The following is a 17,314-nucleotide window of genomic DNA, read 5'->3' on the forward strand; positions in this document are numbered from 1 at the left end:
AGGNGTCCTCACCATCGACCTGGATGATCTCGTCGACGAGGCCGGTCTCCAGGACCGGCGGGACGAACCCGGCGCCGATGCCCTGGATCGGGTGCGGTCCCTTCACGCCGCCCGAGAGCACCGGCGATGCCGACGGCTCCACGGCGACGAACCGGGCCTCGGGCCTGCGCTCCTTGATGACCTGGGCGACGCCGGTGATGGTCCCGCCGGTGCCGACTCCGGCGACGAGCACGTCGATCTGCCCGTCGGTGTCGCGCCAGATCTCCTCGGCGGTCGTGGCGCGGTGGATCGCCGGGTTGGCCGGGTTCTCGAATTGCTGCGGGATGAGGTACCGTTCGTCGTTCTTCGCGAGCTCCTCCGCCTTCGCGATGGCGCCGGGCATGCCCTCGGCACCGGGGGTGAGCACGAGCTCCGCGCCGAGGGCCCGCAGCAGCATCCGCCGCTCGGTGCTCATCGTCTCAGGCATCGTCAGGACGCAGCGGTAGCCGCGGGCGGCGCACACCATGGCCAGGGCGATGCCGGTGTTCCCACTGGTGGGTTCGAGGATGACGGTGTCCGGCCCGATCAGCCCGGCCCGCTCCACGGCGTCGATCAGGGCCACACCGAGACGGTCCTTCACGCTGTGCGCCGGGTTGAAGGACTCCAGTTTGGCCACGACCTGGGCTCCCACTCCGTCCGTGACGCGACGCAATCGGACCAGCGGCGTGTTGCCGATCAGTTGCGTGATGTCTTCCGCGATCCTCATCGATGTTCTCCTCTGCCGGGCCCCGTGGTCATCCACTCTGCCAGGCCCGCACCTTCCCGACCTTCCTGACGACCTCGACGGGCCTGCTGGTTCGTCCACGGCCGGGAAAGTTAGGCCCACAGGTCCCCCGGGCCAACATCCGGAAGCCCCGGCCCGCCGGGTCGTCGTACCTGTACCGGCGTACCTGTACCGGCGCCTCAGGCCAGGCGCACAGTAGCCATCAACCCCCGGCAGCCATCAACCCCCCGGCAGCGAGTGCCTGGGTGGACTCCACGGTGACCATGCCGCTCAGCGAGTCACCGATCACTATTAGCCGTACATTATTCTCCGGACGGGTATGTGCGCCGCGGACACGGGCGATCCAGACACGGGCGATCCAGACACGGGCGATCCAGGTGTGGCCCCGCGCTGGCGGGAGTCGGGAGTTGTGGATGGAACCGACCGCCGAGACGTTGGCCCGGTGGGCGCACGACTACGCGCCGAGTGCCGCGGACCTCGACCTGGCGCAGCGCTCGCTGCTCGACACGATAGCGGTCACGCTCGCCGCCCGGCAGGACGATCTGGTGGCGCTGTCGGCCGGGCTGCCGGACGCGGCGCGCTGGGCGGCGGTCGGGCACGTCCTGGATTTCGACGACCTGCACCTGGAGTCGACCACCCACATCAGCGTGGTGTGCGTCCCCGCGACGCTGGCCGTCGGCGGGGACGCCCGCGCCTACCTGGCGGGGGCCGGGATGATGGCGCGGCTCGGGGTGGCGCTGGGCTGGTCGCACTATGCCGGCGGATGGCACGCCACCTGTACGGCCGGGGCGCCGGCCGCCGCCGTGTCCGCGTCGGTGGCGCTGGGCCTGTCGGCCGAGCGGATCGCCACCGCGATCGCGCTCTCGGTTCCCGCGGCCGGCGGGGTGCAGCGGGCATTCGGTTCCGCCGGCAAGTCCCTGCAGGTCGGCTTCGCCGCCGACGCGGGAGTTCGGGCGGCGAGGCTGGCCGCCGCCGGCGCCACCGCGGATCCGACCGCGCTGGATGCATGGCTCCGACTGGTCGGCGGCGACCCGGACCGCATCGACGTGACCGGCCCGGCGGTTCCCGGCGGGCTGGCGATCAAGATTTTTCCCTGCTGCTACGCACTGCAACGCCCGATCAGCGCGCTGCGCGAGCACCTGCCTGCCGACGTCGTCGCCTCGGGCATCACCGCGATCGAGGTGAGCACACCCGAGGGCGCGGTGCAGCCACTGATCCACCATCGGCCCCGCACCGGGCTGCAGGGGAAGTTCAGCCTTGAATATGCCATCGCCGCCGCACTGCTAGACCCCCATCCCGGCTTCGGGAGTTTCACCGACCTCGCCGTGACCCGACCCGAAGCCCAGCGTCTGCTCCAGCTCGTAGCCGTCACCGAGACCCCGGGCGGTGACGGGCTGCTCTCCGGCCGCATCGATATCACGCTCACCCTCAGCGGTGGCGCCCGGTACTCGGTGAGCCAGCGGCTGCCACCCGGGTCGCCCGGGCGGCCACCTTCGGACCAGGACCTGCGCGCCAAGATCGCCGACTGTGGCCCCGACGTTCCCGCGCTGCTGACCGGACTGGACTGGGCGCGTGCCGCGACGCTGCTGGCAGACCACCTGCCTGGCCAAAGGAGCGGCCTGACGTGACCGAGCACCACATGACCGAGCACCAGCGGCACCGCACTGCGCCGGGCGCCGCCCCGGACTCCCCTTCGCCGCACGTCCCGCTGCCGTTGGCCGGGGTGACCGTGGTCAGCCTGGAGCAGGCCGTCGCGGCCCCGTTCGCCACCCGCCAGCTGGCTGATTTCGGCGCGCGGGTCATCAAGATCGAACGGCCCGACGGCGGCGACTTCGCCCGCCGCTACGACGTGTCGGTGCACGGCCAGTCGAGCTACTTCGTGTGGCTCAACCGCTCCAAGGAATCCCTCNCCCTGGACGTGAAAACCGCCGAGGGGCGCGCGGTTCTGGAGGAGCTGCTGGCCAGGGCCGACGTGCTGGTGCNGAACCTCGGCCCCGGCGCCGCCGCTCGCCTCGGCCTCGACGCCTCGTCCCTGGCCGACCGGCACCCTCGGGTGATCCCCTGCACGATCTCCGGCTACGGTACCGACGGGCCCTGGGCCGACCGGAAAGCCTACGACCTGCTCGTGCAGTGCGAGACCGGCCTCGTGTCGCTGACCGGTAGCCCGGACCAGATGGCGAAGGCCGGGATCTCGGTCGCCGACATCGCCGCCGGCATGTACGCCTACACCGGCATCCTCACCGCCCTCTACCGGCGCGCCACCACGGGGTCGGTCTCCGCGGTCGAGGTATCGTTGTTCGAGGCCCTCGCCGAGTGGATGGGTTCACCGGCCTACTACACCCGGTACGGCGGGCGGCAACCGGCACGGGTCGGCGCTCAGCACGCCACCATCGCCCCCTACGGCCCGTTCACCACCGCCGAGGACCAGACGGTGCTGCTGGCCATCCAGAACGAACGCGAATGGCACGCCTTCTGCCGGATCGTGCTCGACGACCCGACCCTGACCGAGGACCACCGCTTCGCGACCAACTCCGCACGCGTCGCCCACCGCGACGCCCTCAACGGGGTGATCGCGGACCGATTCGCCGCGCTCGATACCGGCACAGTGCTGGNGTTGCTGGCCAAAGCCGGTATCGCCAACGCCCGACTGAACTCCGTCGCCCACTTCCTCGACCATCCCGTCCTGACTGGCCGCGACCGGTGGCGCACCGTTGCCACCCCCGGCGGCGACATCGGTGCCCTCCTGCCTCCGGCCACCCTCACCGACCTGGACCCGGTGATGAACCCCGTTCCCGCCCTCGGCGAACACACCGACACCATCCTGCGCAGCCTGGGCCGCACCGATACCGCCATCGCCGCGCTCCGTGCCGACGGCGTCATCTGACCTCCGCCGACCCCCGGCCCCCCATCCAACGAGGACCAGCCATCCAAGAGCCATCCAAGAGGACCAGCCGAAGAGGACCCGGCGTGAGTACCTTGACCGCAGAAGAAAAAGCCATCGTCGACACCGTGCGCGACTTCGTCGATCGGGAGGTCCGCCCGGTCGCCCGGGACCTGGAACACGCCAACGACTATCCCGAGAAGCTCATCGAGCAGATGAAAAAGCTCGGCATCTTCGGCCTGACCATTCCGGAACCCTACGGCGAGGTTGCCGTCTCCACCCCCTGCTACGTCCAGGTCACCGAGCAGCTCGCCCGCGGCTGGATGAGCCTGGCCGGCGCGATGGGTGGCCACACCGTCGTCTCCACACTCATCCTCACCTTCGGCACCGAGCAGCAGAAGCTGCGTTATCTGCCCGCACTGGCCAGCGGTGAGATCCGCGCCACGATGGCGTTGACCGAACCCGCTGGAGGTTCCGACCTGCAGGCCCTCACCNCCAGCGCCCGCCGCGCCGGTGAGCACTACGTGGTCAACGGGTCGAAGACGTGGATCACCAACGCCCGCCGCTCCCAGCTGATCGCGCTGCTGTGCAGGACCGATCCGAAAGCCGAGCCCAGGCACAAGGGCATCAGCATCCTGCTCGTCGAACCCGGCGACGGATTCACCGTGTCCAGAGACCTGCCAAAACTCGGCTACAAGGGCGTCGAAAGCTGTGAGCTGTCCTTCGATGACTACCATGTCCCCGTCGATGCGCTGCTCGGCGGTGAGGAAGGCCGCGGATTCGCGCAGATGATGAAGGGCCTGGAGATCGGCCGGATCCAGGTCGCCGCCCGCGCCCTCGGTGTCGCCCGCGCCGCGCTGGACGACGCACTGCGTTACGCCCAGGAACGCGAGGCCTTCGGCAAGCCGATCTGGAAACACCAGTCCATCGGCAACTACCTCGCCGACATGGCCACCAAGTACACCGCTGCCCGCCAGCTCGTGCTCCTGGCCGCCGACCGCTACGACGCCGGCGACCGATGCGACCTGGAAGCCGGGATGGCCAAGCTGTTCGCCTCGGAAACCGCGATGGAGATCGCGCTCAACGCGGTCCGGGTGCACGGCGGCTACGGCTACTCCACCGAGTTCGACGTCGAACGCTACTTCCGTGACGCCCCACTCATGATCATCGGCGAAGGCACCAACGAGATCCAGCGCAACGTCATCGCCGCCCAGCTCGTCGCCCGAGGGGGAATCACCCCTTGATGGGAATCATCCCTTGACCAGCATCGCCGCCGTCCGTACCCGGCGACGTCCGGCGATCCTCCCGATCATGGTGCCGGCTGAACCGCGGAGGGTCAGGCACGGTTCACGACCTGCGGGCCGTGCCGAACCCTCCACACTCAACCCTCCACACTTTTCCGTCGCGACGTCGGCCTCCTCCCTACACTGGTTCCCGTGACGGCGGCGGTGGGCAAACGGCAGGCCGTGGTCGCGGTGCTGCTGAGGGCCGGTCGCGTACTGGTCATCCGGCGTGGGCCGCAGGCGCGGAGACCGGGCTACTGGGCTCCGCTGAGCGGCCGGATCGAGCCCGGCGAGAGCCAGGCGGCGGCGCTGGTTCGCGAGGTCCGTGAGGAGGTGGGGCTGGCGGTCACCCCCCTTGCGAAGGTCTGGGAATGCGACACCGACGACGGCAGCTACCAGCTGCACTGGTGGACCGCCGAGGTCGGATCCGACGAGGAACTGATCCTCGACCCGGGCGAGGTGAGCGACGCCCGCTGGGTGACGCCGCACGAGTTCACCCGGCTGGAGCTCACGTTCGCCGGTCACCACGAATTCTTCGAACGGGTGCTTCCGACCCTCGGTTAACCGGCTGTCCGATGTCGAGGCGGACCTGCCGGCGGGTCATTGTGGGGCGGGTCATTGAGTGGCGTGGTGGCCGGCCGGNGGGGGNCCGGGGNTCGGGAGGCCGGCGGCGACGGCCCGGGCGCGGACGCCGATATCGGCCTGGTCGGTGAACAGCCCGTCGATGCCCGTCTTGAGATAGGCAACCTGTTCGTCGACGGCCCGGCCGAGGTCGCTGGGGTTGGCGCCCACCTGGTAGTCCTTCGGGAGGAAGGTGTTCTCCGCGCGGAAGGTGTACGGGTGCACCACCAACCCGGCGGCGTGGGCGTCGGTGACCAGGGAGGTCGGGGTACCCAGCGTCCCGTCCCCGGCCCGGGGGATGATCTGAAGCTTGTCCGGGCCGATGCCGTTCGCGTAGCGGGCGATCTGCCACAGCCCGGCCAGCGTCGACAGATCCTGGTACGTCCGCGGGTCGCCGGCATTGACGAGATCGAACGGTGCGCCCGTGGCGGACAGCAGCTGTACCGAGGCCGTGCGCAGGCCGAGTGTGCGCAGCTCGCAGAGATTCGTGGTCTCAAAGGACTGGACGTACACCGGCGCGCCCCGGTGGTTCAGGCCGTACCGGACCAGGATGTCCAGCAGCCGCCGCTCCAGGGGCAGGCCGGCCTTGGCGAAGTAGGTCGGGTGCTTGGTCTCCGGGTAGACGCCGATCTCGCGGCCGAGTTCCCGGGACAGCCGGGCGCGCAGGTCGAGCAGTTCGGTGAACGTCGGGATCTCGGACTGGCCGTCGTACCTGGTGTTCCGCGGGCGGACCTCGGGCAGCCGTTCCTTGGCGCGCAGCGTCTTCAGTTCGGCCAGGGTGAAGTCCTCGGTGAACCAGCCGGTGGTCGCGACGCCGTCGAGAATCTTCGTCGTCCGGCGGGCGGCGAACTCGGGATGCGCGACGACGTCGGTGGTTCCGCCGATCTCCGGCTCGTGCCGGCAGACCAGGACGCCGTCCCTGGTGGACACGAGGTCCGGCTCGACGAAGTCGGCACCCAACCGGGCGGCCAGTTCGTAGGAGGCCAGGGTGTGCTCCGGGCGGTAGCCGGCCGCTCCCCGATGCCCGATCACCAGTGTCGGGCGACGCTGGCCACCGCCGGAACCAAGGGCGCCCGCCGGGGCGACCGACGCGGCTACCGGGACGAGGAGAGGGACGGCGGCGAAAGGCGCTGCGACGATCCCCGCGAGCACGCGACGACGGTCCACAAGTCCTCCAGCGCAGCGGCGACGACCCTCGCCGACGGAGCGCCCATAAAGCCAACCGGAAACAGCCGACCAACGAACGGACCACGTGTTACCCGCCGTGGTCGCCCAGATGGCACTTTGATGAACCTGGCGCACGAACAGCCGGCCGTAACCATCAGCCGCGCGCAACGGTGACGACCTCGGTCAGCCCGCCTCCGTCAGCGTGCGGACCGCGGTGACACGAGCGGCCCTACAGCCGGCCGGTCGGTACGGGCCGCTACGGTGCTGTGCCGGGCAGCGGGGAACAGAACCCGCTCAGCCCGGGGCTGCCGGGGCGGCCGACACCCGGACACCGCAGGTGAGGTTGGCCAGGTAGACCTGGGTGCGTCCGCTCGGGTCCAGCAGCAACGGCGGACCGCCGCGGGCCGCGGTACCGAAGCTGATCTCCCGGCCGTCGGCGGCGTCGTGGAGCTGCAGCCCGCAGTCGTCCGAGCCGGCGAAGTCCACGACCTCGACCCGGACAAGGCCCGAGGCGACCTCGAACGCGTCGGTGTCGCCGGTGCCGGCCTGCTGGGCGAAGGGCAGGACGGCCGTCCCCGATCCGGAGCGGGCCGTCACCGAGCNCCCGGGGTCGTTGGCCCGCCAGTGGAAGCCGCCGACAAGCGGTACCTGGAAGGTCTTCGCGCCGTAGACCTCCTTGATCGCCTTCTGCTCGCCGGTGCTGTCGCTGGTCACGGTGATCGTGCACCCGTTGTCGGTGCCCTCGATCTGGTCGATGATCGCGAGACGCCACGGCGCGTCGGCGGTGAAGGACTGCCGGCCACTCGCCGAGTTGTCCGCGCTCGAGTTGTCGCCCCCGATCACCAGCACGGCGGCGAGCGCCCCCGCGAGCGCGAGGATCACGACGGTGCCGGCGCCCACCAACAGCCAGCGACGGCGACGGCGTGCCCGCGGCTCGGATGAAGCCGGGATCTGCGGTGCAGCCGGGATCTGCGGTGCAGCCGGTGGGGTGGGTGTCCGGGCGGCGTCGGGAAGGACGCGCGTCACCGGGATCCGCGCCCCCCGGGCGTGACCGACGAGCCGCTCGCACAGGTCGAGCGCGGTGGGCCGTTGCGGCGGCTGGCGGTCGAGTGCCTCGCGGACGGGCGCGTGCAGCTCCGGAGCGAGCCGGTCGAAGTCGATCTGGAACTCGGCGGCCGCGATCCGCGACGCCACCGCGTCGGCGGAGCCGCTGCCGAACGGCGGCTGGCCGGTGGCTGCGAAGCAGACCAGGGCCCCCCAGCCGAACACGTCGCTGGCCGNGGTGNCCNCCCCGCCTGTGGCCTGCTCCGGCGAGAGCCACCCGGGCGTGCCGACGACTCCGCCCACCGCGGTCAGCGGGCGCGCCTCGGCCGCCGCGGCGATCCCGAAGTCGATGACCTTCGGCCCGTCCGCGGTCCACAGCACATTGGACGGTTTGAGATCGCGGTGGATCAGGCCGGCCGCGTGGATGGACGCCAACGCCTCGGCGAGCCCGGCCGCCAGGATGATCTGCTCCCCGGTGGACAGGGGGCCGGCCGCCGCGACCTGGGCGGCGAGGTCCGGGGCGTCGACGAACTCGGTGGCCAGCCATGGACGTTCGGCCTCCAGCTCGAAGTCGACGAGCCGGGCGGTGTGGGCACCGCCGACCCGGAAACACGCCTGGACCTCGCGATGGAATCGCGCCCGGAACTGCGGATCGTCGGCGTACTCCGGTCGGATCAGCTTGACCGCGACCTGGCCGAGGGGNCCCTCGGCCAGGTAGACCACNCCCATCCCGCCGGCACCGAGCCTGCCCAGCACCCGGTGCCGGCCCAGCGACCCCGGATCCGTGGCCCGCGGCGGCTGCATCCTGACGCCGTGCGCGTCGCCCGGCACATCCACCCCCGTCTGCTCACCGCCGCCACCGAGCGGGTCGCCCCACTATCGCCGAGGCCTGCGACGGTGACGAGAGCACCCCGACGATCGCTACTTTTCGTAGTCGTCGCACGCGACGAGGGTGCGCGACCGCCCCGCCGACGGCCGTACCGGCCGGACAGCCGAGGCGACGGCGTCCATGACGGCATCCGCGACCGCGTCTGTGACGTCTTACTGGCCACCAGAGCTTGCACATGACGTCAACTTGGCGCCATTATGGCGTCATGGACCTTGCACCGTATGTCGAGAACCTCCGCCGGGAACTCGCGGCAGCCGCGGAAGCCGGGGGTGAGGACGCCCGCGCGCTGGCCGAGCGGCTCGCCCTGCCGCTGGACTCGGCCGTCAGGCTCGCCCTGCTGGAGGCGCTGTCGGCCGCCGCCGACGAGATCACCCGAGAGTTGGCACCGGGCTCGGTCGAGGTACGCCTGCGTGGGCGGGACCCTGATTTTGTCGTGACGCCACCGCCGGCCGACCACTCGGATGCGGACGACTTCGAGGCCGCCGTGGTCAGGCAACCGTCCGCCGCTCCAGAGGACGACGAGGGACGTACCTCGCGGATCACGCTACGCGTCCCCGAGCGTCTCAAACCGCGCATCGATGAAGCGGCCGAGCACGAAGGACTGTCCGTCAACGCCTGGCTGGTGCACGCCGTCTGCGCCGCGCTCGACCCCGGTGCCGCGGGGCGGCGCACCGGTCCGCACGCAGGCCAGCAGATGGGACTGCGTTACAGCGGCTGGGTGCGTTAGCCGCGCCGGCGTTCACCACGCCGGCGTTCACCGCGTCCGGGCAAGCCATGTCCAGGCTGACGACGTTACAAGGAGATCATCATGCCGACTTTCCGCACCCCCGAACCGATCCTCGCCGTCATCGAACTCGGGACCGGCCACGTCCGGATCAACGCGAGCGACCGCGCCGACACGGTCGTGGAGGTACGCCCGAGCGACCCGTCGCACGACACCGACGNGCGGACGGCGCGGGAGACCCGCATCGAATATGACAAAGGCAAGCTTCACCTCAGAGCGCCCAGGAAGACGGCCCGCTCGCTGTTCGGGTCGGACGGCTCCGTCACCGTGACAGTCGAGCTGCCCACCGGTTCGCGGGTCGAGGCGAGCTCGATGACCAACATCCAGAGCACGGGCCGCCTGGGCGATTCCAGCTTCCACACCGCCACCGGCGACATTGACCTTGACCAGACCGGCAGGCTCCGGCTGGGGACCGCCGACGGGAACGTGTCCGTGGGCCGCACGACCGGGCACGCCGAGATCAAGACCTCGAACGGCATGATCCGGATCCGCGAGATCGACGGCTCGGCGGTAGTCAAGACGGCCAACGGGGGCGTCACCATCGGTGAGGTGACGGGAGACGCACGGCTGATCACTGCCTCCGGTGCCATCACCGTCGACCGCGCGCTGGCGGGCGTCGAGGCCAGGACCGCCTCGGGCAGCGTGCGGATCGGCGAAGTGGTGCGCGGCACAGTCGCGCTCGTATCCGGTTCCGGCCGGCTCGAAGTGGGAGTACGGAAAGGTACCGCCGCCCTGCTGGACGTCCGCTCGGGACGCGGCGGTGTGCACAGCGAACTGACCGCCATCCACGCCCCCGCGCCCACCGACGAGACCGTCGAGGTGCGCGCCCGTAGCGGCGACGGCGACATCCTGATCCACCGTGCCTGACCGTTCCCGAAGCGCGAGCCGGCCCGGCTACGCCTTCCGCTCGATGGCGCCGTAGCCGCTGACCCGGGCGTCGGTCAGGTCAGCGGGCATGGTGCGTCGGGCCGCCAGCGGCGTGCCACCTGCACCCCCTCAAGGGCGGCCTTCGGCCGCCGGCAGGTCGGCCTGTCGGAGCGTTCCGCCCTCCCGTGTCCGGCTCAGCGGAGAAGGATGGCGTGGTCCGGGTTGTCGAGCCAGAAGGTTTGCCCGTCGGGAGTCACAGTGAGCCCGAACCGATCGCGGGAGGGCCGGCCGGAGTTCATCCACCAGTCGTAGGCCGTCTCCAGCTCGTCCCAGAGTCGACGCGGCCCGTACTGGGTGATCTCGTGCTCGTCCAGGCCTGCGGTCAGCGATGCCCAGGACTGCGACGGGCTGTGAGACAGCAACAGGGTGTTCGCGGGGCCGCCTTCGTCGATGTCCCCGGTCGTGCAGCCCGGCAGCCACAAGCCGACCGCGAACCCGGTCGCCGCATCATCGAAAGGCTCGCGGAGATACCGGCGGGTGGGNCTGACGTCCGCGTCGTCCTCACCCAGCCACCACACATGCGGGTCGCGCCGCTGGTTCCGTAGCCGCATGAACCCGGCCTCATCGTGGAACCGGCCGCGGGCCACACCATCGTCATCGACGACCAGAACCGCCAACGCCCCGTCGAAGGTACCGGCGAACGGGAACACGATCCGCCCCCCGGGCCGGGTCTGCTCCACCCACGAACAGGGGACCACCGACACTGACGCTGTTGCGATCACACGGTCGTACGGTGCGCCCGCCGGATAGCCCGCGGTCCCATCCCCTGCGATCACCCGCACGGGATGGCCGGTCCGGTCCAACGCCGCCCGTGCCTGTCCGGCTATCATCGGGTCGACTTCCATGCTGGTCACCTGACCGGAACCGGCCTGCACCGCGAGAAGCGCAGCGTTGTAGCCGGTACCTGTCCCGATCTCCAGCACGCGCATTCCCGGGCGCACGCCGAGGAGATCAAGCATCCGGTCGACCACCCACCGCGCACTACACGAACTGGTCGGGATGATCCCCTTACCGTCGTACTTGTCCCTACCATCGTCTACCTGGGTGGTGATCGCCTGATCGCTACGGACCAGCGCCAACCACCCTTCCGGATCTTCGCTTCGACGGAGCGGAACCAGGAAGAATCCGTCATCACCGGTCACCCAGACCTCATCCGGGATGAAGTCCTCCCGGTTCACCACCCGCCCGCTCATGCCTTCCCGGTGCCCTTGCATAGCTGACAGGTTTTCTTCTCCTTCGTCCCGTCGTTGACAACTTCGACCGTCCCATCACCGGAACACCCAGGACAGGCCACCGGCTTCGAGTGCTTCCCCACGCCGAACTGCCTCTCCCCCCTCGGGATCTACCAGCCGCCATAATCTCACCGGAGCAGACGCAGCCGAGGCACGATGCCCATCACCTGCTGGCCCTGTAACCACCGAAGCCACAGGCAGCGCCGTGGTCGGTATGCCTGTTGGGCTGCGATATCGTGGCGGGCGCTGGAACGTGGCTGGGNATTCGGGGGGCCCGTGGGCGTCGCCATTGTTGATGCGGTCAAGCTTGCGAAAGACAACAAGCGTTCGTACGAGCAGCTCGAAGCTCGCTGTCGGCTGCTGGCCGGGCGAATGGCTGCCGAGACAGAGGCTCAGCAGCGGGCCCGTGCTGAGCTGTATGACGTGGCGCTGGTGCCGTTCCAGGAGGTGTTCAGTCGGCTGAAGAACGTCGATCTGGCTGAGCTCGCGGAGATCGACCTGCTGGTCGGCGGGGAGCTGCCGGACGTCGAACTGCGTCGGCTACGGATCAGCGTGGTCCAGTCACTGGGGGCGCTGGCTGCTGGGGCGGTGGCCGGCGCCGGGGCGGGTGGTGCGACGTTCGCGGCGGTCGGGGCCTTGGCGACGGCCTCCACTGGGACGGCGATTTCAGGGCTGTCCGGTGCTGCGGCGACGAGCGCGACGTTGGCCTGGCTGGGCGGCGGGCCGATCGCCGCCGGTGGTGGTGGGGTCGCGGCCGGGACGACCGTGCTGGCGGGCATCGTGGCGGCGCCGGTGGTCATTGCTGTGGGCGGGGTGCTCGAGTGGCAGGGGCGCAGGGCCCGCACCGGTCAGCGCGAGACAGCGGCGCAGATCGCCGAGGCGGCGGCTGACTTCGGACGGGCGCAGGCGCAGGCGGCCCTCGTGCGTCGGCGCAGCCGGCAGGTCCGGGACATTCTCAAGGACCTGCGCGTCGCGATGACCGTCCGGCTGCCGCTGCTGGATACGCTCGTCACCGCCAACCCGGACTATGTGACCTACACGATCGAGCAGCGGCAGCGGGTGGCACAGCTCGTCGGGGTCGCCTCGACCGCGGTGACGGTGATGAGTACGCCGATCGCCGGCGAGGACGGAACGGTGGATGTGCAGGTTCGCCAGGTCGTTCTCAACGCCAAGCAGCGGCTGCTCGCCCTGCCCCGGCCAGCGTGACCACCTCTCATTCTGCCCTGCCTCACGGCAGACGCGAGAGGCATATCGGGCTGCTTCCCGGNGGGGCGGACGCCGCGGTCTGGTCGATCATCGACCAGACGACCCGCCGGACCGCGGCGGAGGTGGTCGAGACACTGAACGGCCGCGACACTGTCGTCAAGCTGGCGCGGCGGTATGCCAACCATGGCAATCCGCAGCGTGCCGGGCACCTGTTCGAGGTGATGCACGCGGTCGGATTCAACCGGCACGCGGCCCGCGCGGGCTCGACGGTACGCGCCCAGGTCCTGGAATGGACACAGGGCGGTCCGCAGAATGGTCCGGTCGACATCCGGCTGTCCGACGGTGGCCGGATGGTCGCCGAGGTGCAGGCCAAACTCGTCGACCGGGTGTCGGACACGACCCGCCAGATCTCGCGATCCGCATATCAGGGCATGGGGCGACTGGTCGCAGGAGACCGGGTCGACGCCGTCCACGACCTGCTCGACCGGCGGCTGGGCATGAACCAGGAGGGGATCTACTTCGAGGGCTACGCCGACGCGGCGGCTTTCAGCACCGACCGGCTCACGCACGGGTCGGTGCACAGCGATTCGATCAGCTACCGGCAGACGCAGGACGCCGCCCACAACCCGGCCCGATGGGCCAACCACCAGATCGCCGCCGCAGCCGGGCGAGACATCGCCACCTCCAGCCTCGCTGGAGCCGCCGCAGGCGCGCTCGTCGGCGCCATGGTCACCACGGCCAGCGAGACCGCCCGGATCCGTGCCGGCGAGACCTCCGCTGGCGCCGCAGTCATCACGGTCGCTGGCGGCACCGCCCGCAACGCCGCCCGCTCCGGTGCTATCGGCACGATCTCCGCTTCCGTCCGCACCGCGGCCAGCAGCGGTCTTCTGCCCAAGGCGCTGGGCAGCGGTACCGTGCCCGCCGCCATGGCTGACGCCGTGTGGGCCGTCGCCGACGCCGGCCTGGACCTGGCCCGCGGTCGCATCGACCCCGGCGAGTTCGCTGCCCGCAGCGTGACGGGGACCGCCAGGACCGGCCTGATGTGGGCCGGCGGCCTGGTCGGGCAGACCGTCGTCCCCGTCCCCGTCCTCGGAGCCCTCGTCGGTGGTGTCGTCGCGCAGGCCACCGCCGCCATCATCGTCCAAGGACTCCAGCTCGCGATCGTCGCGGCCCGCGCCGACGGCGCCAGCCCCGAGCTACTCGCGGTCCTGGAAGCCGAGACCGTCACCACCGCGGCCACGGCCGCGCTGATCGGCCAGGCGACCATGACTCTCGGCGAGGATCAGCACACTCAGGTCACCCGCGCCGCGCTACCCGACCTCGCCCACGTCCAGACGACGCTCACCACCAGCGATCCCAGCACCGCAATCATCGAACTTGCCACCGTTACCTGCCACCACGCCAACCAGCCGCTGTTCACCACCCTCGACGAATTCAACCAGTGGATGGCCGACACCGACGCCCCGCTCATCCTCAACCCGAACTGGTAACCCACACCGAGCGCGCACCACGTTTCCCCGACCCGGCCGGTGGCACACCGGCCGGGTCTCGAGACCACGTCATCGGGAGACAACGAGGACCGGAACGGCATCGTCGATCTGGCCAGGTAGGGCATCACGGCAGACGACGGCGAAAGACCACCCAGATTGCCCACGTGCGCCGTTGCATCGTGATGATCGATAGCGCTCATCACCTATGCCGCCTCGCCTCTCGGCGAGGCGCCCCCGGTCTGACCGGCCGAAGCCGTGCCGGGTTCCCGCTTCCCAGCCACCTGCCCGCTTGCGCGGGTCTTACGGTCGGCTCCACGGGGCCTGTCAACTTAAGGGCTCTGCCAAGATTCCGGTGGTGACAGGCAGTTGCCGTGCGGGCATCATCGGTGCTGTGTGACGCCGAACTGCTGACGACCGTCTTCCCTCAGCTGGCCGCCGTGCTGGTCCAGCGCGTTGTCGATGAGGGGCGCAGGGTGCGGGTCGTTGCCCGGACCCGGGCGGATCCGGTGCCCTGTCCGCGATGCGGGACCCGCACCGAGCGGGTGCGTGGCTATCACCGGCGCTGGCTCACCGACCTGCTCCGCAAGGCCAACACCCTCGTCGTCACCGCCCGCGCCGCCGGGAACAGCCGCCTCGACCAGAAGACGATCGACGCGCTGCGGGCCCGCTACGACGCCGACGTCCGGATCGGCGAACTGACGAACCTGTCCCGTCCCTGGACCGACGAGAAGAACCATCCCGGCCTGGTCCTGGCCCGACGGCTCGCCGCGAAGGCCGACCAGGTCTGGCTCTTCACCACCAACTTCACGATCCCCTGGACGAACAATCCCAGCGAGCAGGCGATCAGGCTCCCGAAACGCCACCAGGCCGTCTCGGGCTACTGGCACACCCCCACCACCATGGCCGCCTACCTACGCGTGCGCTCCTACCTCGTCTCCGCCCGCGACCACGGCCTGACCGCCGTCGACGCCATCCGCCTCGCCCTCGCCGGTACGCCCTGGATGCCAGCCAGGCGCGCGGCCAGCCCCACACACGCTCTCGCCGCCTAAACCAACATCAACACGGGGCTGCTACTGTAAAGCCGCCACCCGTGAATGGACACGACGTGTTGCGTCACGGAGGCGAGTCCAGCGCAGACACGGCGCGCATCATGGCCGACCTTGACGACGCATTCGAACAGGTTGTGCCTCTCGACCAGCCCATCACCGTCATCCGCGGCATCGGATCGGTCACAGACATCGCAGGTGAGCCGCCAGCGGACGGTTTCGTCTTCCGTGACCACGGCTTCGTTTCCACCACTATCAGTGACCACATTGCGGCCAGCTTCAGCAGCGGCTACGACACCGCCACACTGAAGATCACAATCCCTGCTGGGGCGAAGGTGTTGTCCCTCATCCCACCAGCACCCCCGGCCTTCAAATCCCGGCATCCCGAAGAAAACGAGATCCTCCTCCCGCGCGATACCGTCTTCGAGATAGTCACCGACACGAAGATCAACTCCAATCGGGAGATAGAGATCAATGTCATCATCTGACAACCCAGACCGTCCAGACCGCGACCAGCCCGACTCGCAGACAGTCCGACCCGAACGGTTCACCTGGAAACCCGGCGACATCGAAATCCTCCAGCCCGCTGACCGGGACCAGCCGACAAGCCCCCCAGACAAAAACACACCGGACCCGTAAACCCCCAACCGGAAAACACCATCCGCCCAGGCCGAGCGTCTGACCGCGGCGCCCGCACGTCCCGTCGCATCCGCTGCGGCGCCAGGTGCCCGCATCGTTGCCCTAGCAGTGCGACCGCCCTGGAGCGCCGTCCATGCGTGTTCCGCGGCCGTGTGGCGCCCTCACCCTCCGCGGAACACGCTGCAAGAACCCCGCAGCCCCCGGCATGCCGATCTGCGCGGTCCACGAGAAANCCCGNAAGAAGCNCGCCGANCNCGCCCGCCACAACCGGGCACGCAACACCGGCTGGCGGCCACTCCCCTCCGGGACGCTCCGAGGCAAGGATGCCGACCGGTACCTCGTCGGCCTGGCAGACGCCAGCCGCATCCCCGAAGCCTCGCGACGGGCCGTATGGACCTACAGCGGCCCCCACTCACCGATCAACCCCACACTCCGCGCCCGCACCCTGAGCGATAACCCGGATATCGCCCACGTAGTGGCCGACCTCGACGCAGCATTCGACGCCGTCCCACAGACGACACGGCCAATCAGCGTGCACCGCGGGCTCCGCCACGTCGACCGCTTCCTCCCCCCCGACGCCACCGGCTTCCGAGACAGAGANCTCGGCTTCCGTTCCATGACCNCCGACGTCAGCGTCGCCGAGGACTTCACCCGCTTCGGACCACCAACAGCAACACGAATGATCGTCGAAGTCGAAATACCGGCCGGATCCAAGGTCCTCCCCGTCGAGACACTCGGCACCCAGTTCCCCGGACAGAACGAAGTCCTCCTCCCTCGGAACACGGTCTTCGAGTTCTTCTCCGACGAGACTCGCACTGACGCCAACGGCCGCCCGGTCCGCTACGCGAAAGCCCGCATCGTCGGCCCCCAGCAGTAGAATCAGCCCATGTCAGAGAACCCGCCACCGCCCAAGGACGACCGGCTCGACCGGTTCGTCAGCAACCCCGGCGACAGCATCATCTACGGCCCGGACGGCAAGCCGTGGAAGCCCGGCGACCCGATCCCCGCGCGCAACAAGACCGACACGGACAACTCCAGCAAGTAGCAGACCCCCCGCTCAGGCCAGGTGCCTGAGCGGCGTCCCCTTCACACCACGAGCGAGGTCCAGGTGCCTCGCCGTGGGTAAGTAGTCGGAAGTCGCGTGGGGGAATGCTGACGGGNGGTGTCACCGGGTGTGACACCGCTGGAGTCGGGCTGGCGTGGCTGGGTCAGCCGGGAGGCTTCCTCCAGCGGGCGAGGTCGTCGGGGTTGGCAGCCCAGGGCAGGAACCGGTCGAGGTCCGTCCCGGTGGGTGCTCTGGCGCCGGCGCGACCGCAGGCGTCGAGGTAGTCGGCCAGGTAGG

The 17,314-nt window shown here is 69.9% G+C and carries 13 protein-coding genes and 2 pseudogenes (1 of these 15 running past the window's edge); 11 read left to right on the forward strand and 4 right to left on the reverse strand.

All coding sequences use genetic code 11. From position 1 onward, the window contains the following. Positions 1-745, reverse strand: a pseudogene (gene cysK, locus CED_RS12960) (cysteine synthase A) (it extends 185 nt beyond the left edge of the window). 431 nt (positions 746-1,176) lie between these two features. Between cysK and CED_RS12965 the strand changes: the two are divergent. From CED_RS12965 to CED_RS12980, 4 genes are all read left to right on the forward strand, one after another. Continuing rightward, positions 1,177-2,391 (forward strand): MmgE/PrpD family protein, encoded by a 1,215-nt coding sequence (locus CED_RS12965; protein WP_011436840.1) that lies wholly within the window; start codon positions 1,177-1,179, stop codon positions 2,389-2,391. A gap of 11 nt (positions 2,392-2,402) precedes the next feature. Beyond that, entirely contained in the window at positions 2,403-3,647 is a 1,245-nt protein-coding gene (locus CED_RS12970; RefSeq protein ID WP_369807834.1) for a CaiB/BaiF CoA transferase family protein, read from the forward strand. 83 nt (positions 3,648-3,730) lie between these two features. Further along, positions 3,731-4,888: an acyl-CoA dehydrogenase family protein gene (locus CED_RS12975; RefSeq protein WP_035910874.1), complete on the forward strand. Its 1,158-nt coding sequence runs from the start codon at positions 3,731-3,733 to the stop codon at positions 4,886-4,888. Positions 4,889-5,092: 204 nt separating this feature from the next. Then, entirely contained in the window at positions 5,093-5,491 is a 399-nt protein-coding gene (locus tag CED_RS12980) for an NUDIX hydrolase (RefSeq protein ID WP_011436843.1), read from the forward strand. A 51-nt stretch (positions 5,492-5,542) separates the two neighbouring features. Here CED_RS12980 and CED_RS12985 read toward each other — a convergent pair whose 3' ends face one another. Next, positions 5,543-6,715 (reverse strand): glycerophosphodiester phosphodiesterase, encoded by a 1,173-nt coding sequence (locus CED_RS12985; protein WP_035910877.1) that lies wholly within the window; start codon positions 6,713-6,715, stop codon positions 5,543-5,545. A gap of 294 nt (positions 6,716-7,009) precedes the next feature. After that, a complete protein-coding gene (locus CED_RS12990) occupies positions 7,010-8,596 on the reverse strand; it encodes a serine/threonine-protein kinase (protein ID WP_369807832.1) in 1,587 nt (528 codons plus the stop codon). 257 nt (positions 8,597-8,853) lie between these two features. Here CED_RS12990 and CED_RS12995 point away from each other — a divergent pair, with 257 nt between their 5' ends. Both CED_RS12995 and CED_RS13000 read left to right on the forward strand, forming a co-directional pair. Next, complete coding sequence (locus tag CED_RS12995; protein ID WP_035732780.1) at positions 8,854-9,375, forward strand: toxin-antitoxin system HicB family antitoxin; 522 nt, start codon at positions 8,854-8,856, stop codon at positions 9,373-9,375. Between the two features lie 81 nt (positions 9,376-9,456). Continuing rightward, positions 9,457-10,299 carry a DUF4097 family beta strand repeat-containing protein gene (locus CED_RS13000; RefSeq protein WP_035910880.1) on the forward strand — a complete coding sequence of 281 codons (843 nt, stop codon included), beginning with the start codon at positions 9,457-9,459 and terminating at the stop codon, positions 10,297-10,299. A gap of 194 nt (positions 10,300-10,493) precedes the next feature. On the opposite strand, the gene CED_RS13005 is transcribed toward CED_RS13000, so the two are convergent. Continuing rightward, on the reverse strand, positions 10,494-11,552 hold the full coding sequence (locus CED_RS13005) for a methyltransferase domain-containing protein (RefSeq protein ID WP_035910883.1): 1,059 nt from the start codon (positions 11,550-11,552) through the stop codon (positions 10,494-10,496). A 315-nt stretch (positions 11,553-11,867) separates the two neighbouring features. Between CED_RS13005 and CED_RS13010 the strand changes: the two genes are divergently transcribed. The 5 genes and pseudogenes from CED_RS13010 (at position 11,868) to CED_RS24315 (ending at position 17,017) form a co-directional block, all read left to right on the forward strand. Then, positions 11,868-12,797: a hypothetical protein gene (locus CED_RS13010; protein WP_235187065.1), complete on the forward strand. Its 930-nt coding sequence runs from the start codon at positions 11,868-11,870 to the stop codon at positions 12,795-12,797. 122 nt (positions 12,798-12,919) lie between these two features. Continuing rightward, entirely contained in the window at positions 12,920-14,287 is a 1,368-nt protein-coding gene (locus CED_RS13015) for a hypothetical protein (RefSeq protein WP_235187066.1), read from the forward strand. 566 nt (positions 14,288-14,853) lie between these two features. Continuing rightward, a pseudogene (locus CED_RS22625) lies at positions 14,854-15,336 on the forward strand (IS66 family transposase); the annotation flags it as partial. A 101-nt stretch (positions 15,337-15,437) separates the two neighbouring features. Further along, a complete protein-coding gene (locus CED_RS13025) occupies positions 15,438-15,821 on the forward strand; it encodes an ADP-ribosyltransferase (RefSeq protein WP_085002252.1) in 384 nt (127 codons plus the stop codon). Positions 15,822-16,858: 1,037 nt separating this feature from the next. Beyond that, positions 16,859-17,017 (forward strand): hypothetical protein, encoded by a 159-nt coding sequence (locus tag CED_RS24315; RefSeq protein ID WP_157858544.1) that lies wholly within the window; start codon positions 16,859-16,861, stop codon positions 17,015-17,017. Positions 17,018-17,314: the final 297 nt, after the last annotated feature.

This window comes from Frankia sp. CeD, from assembly GCF_000732115.1.
GTDB classification, from domain to species: domain Bacteria; phylum Actinomycetota; class Actinomycetes; order Frankiales; family Frankiaceae; genus Frankia; species Frankia casuarinae.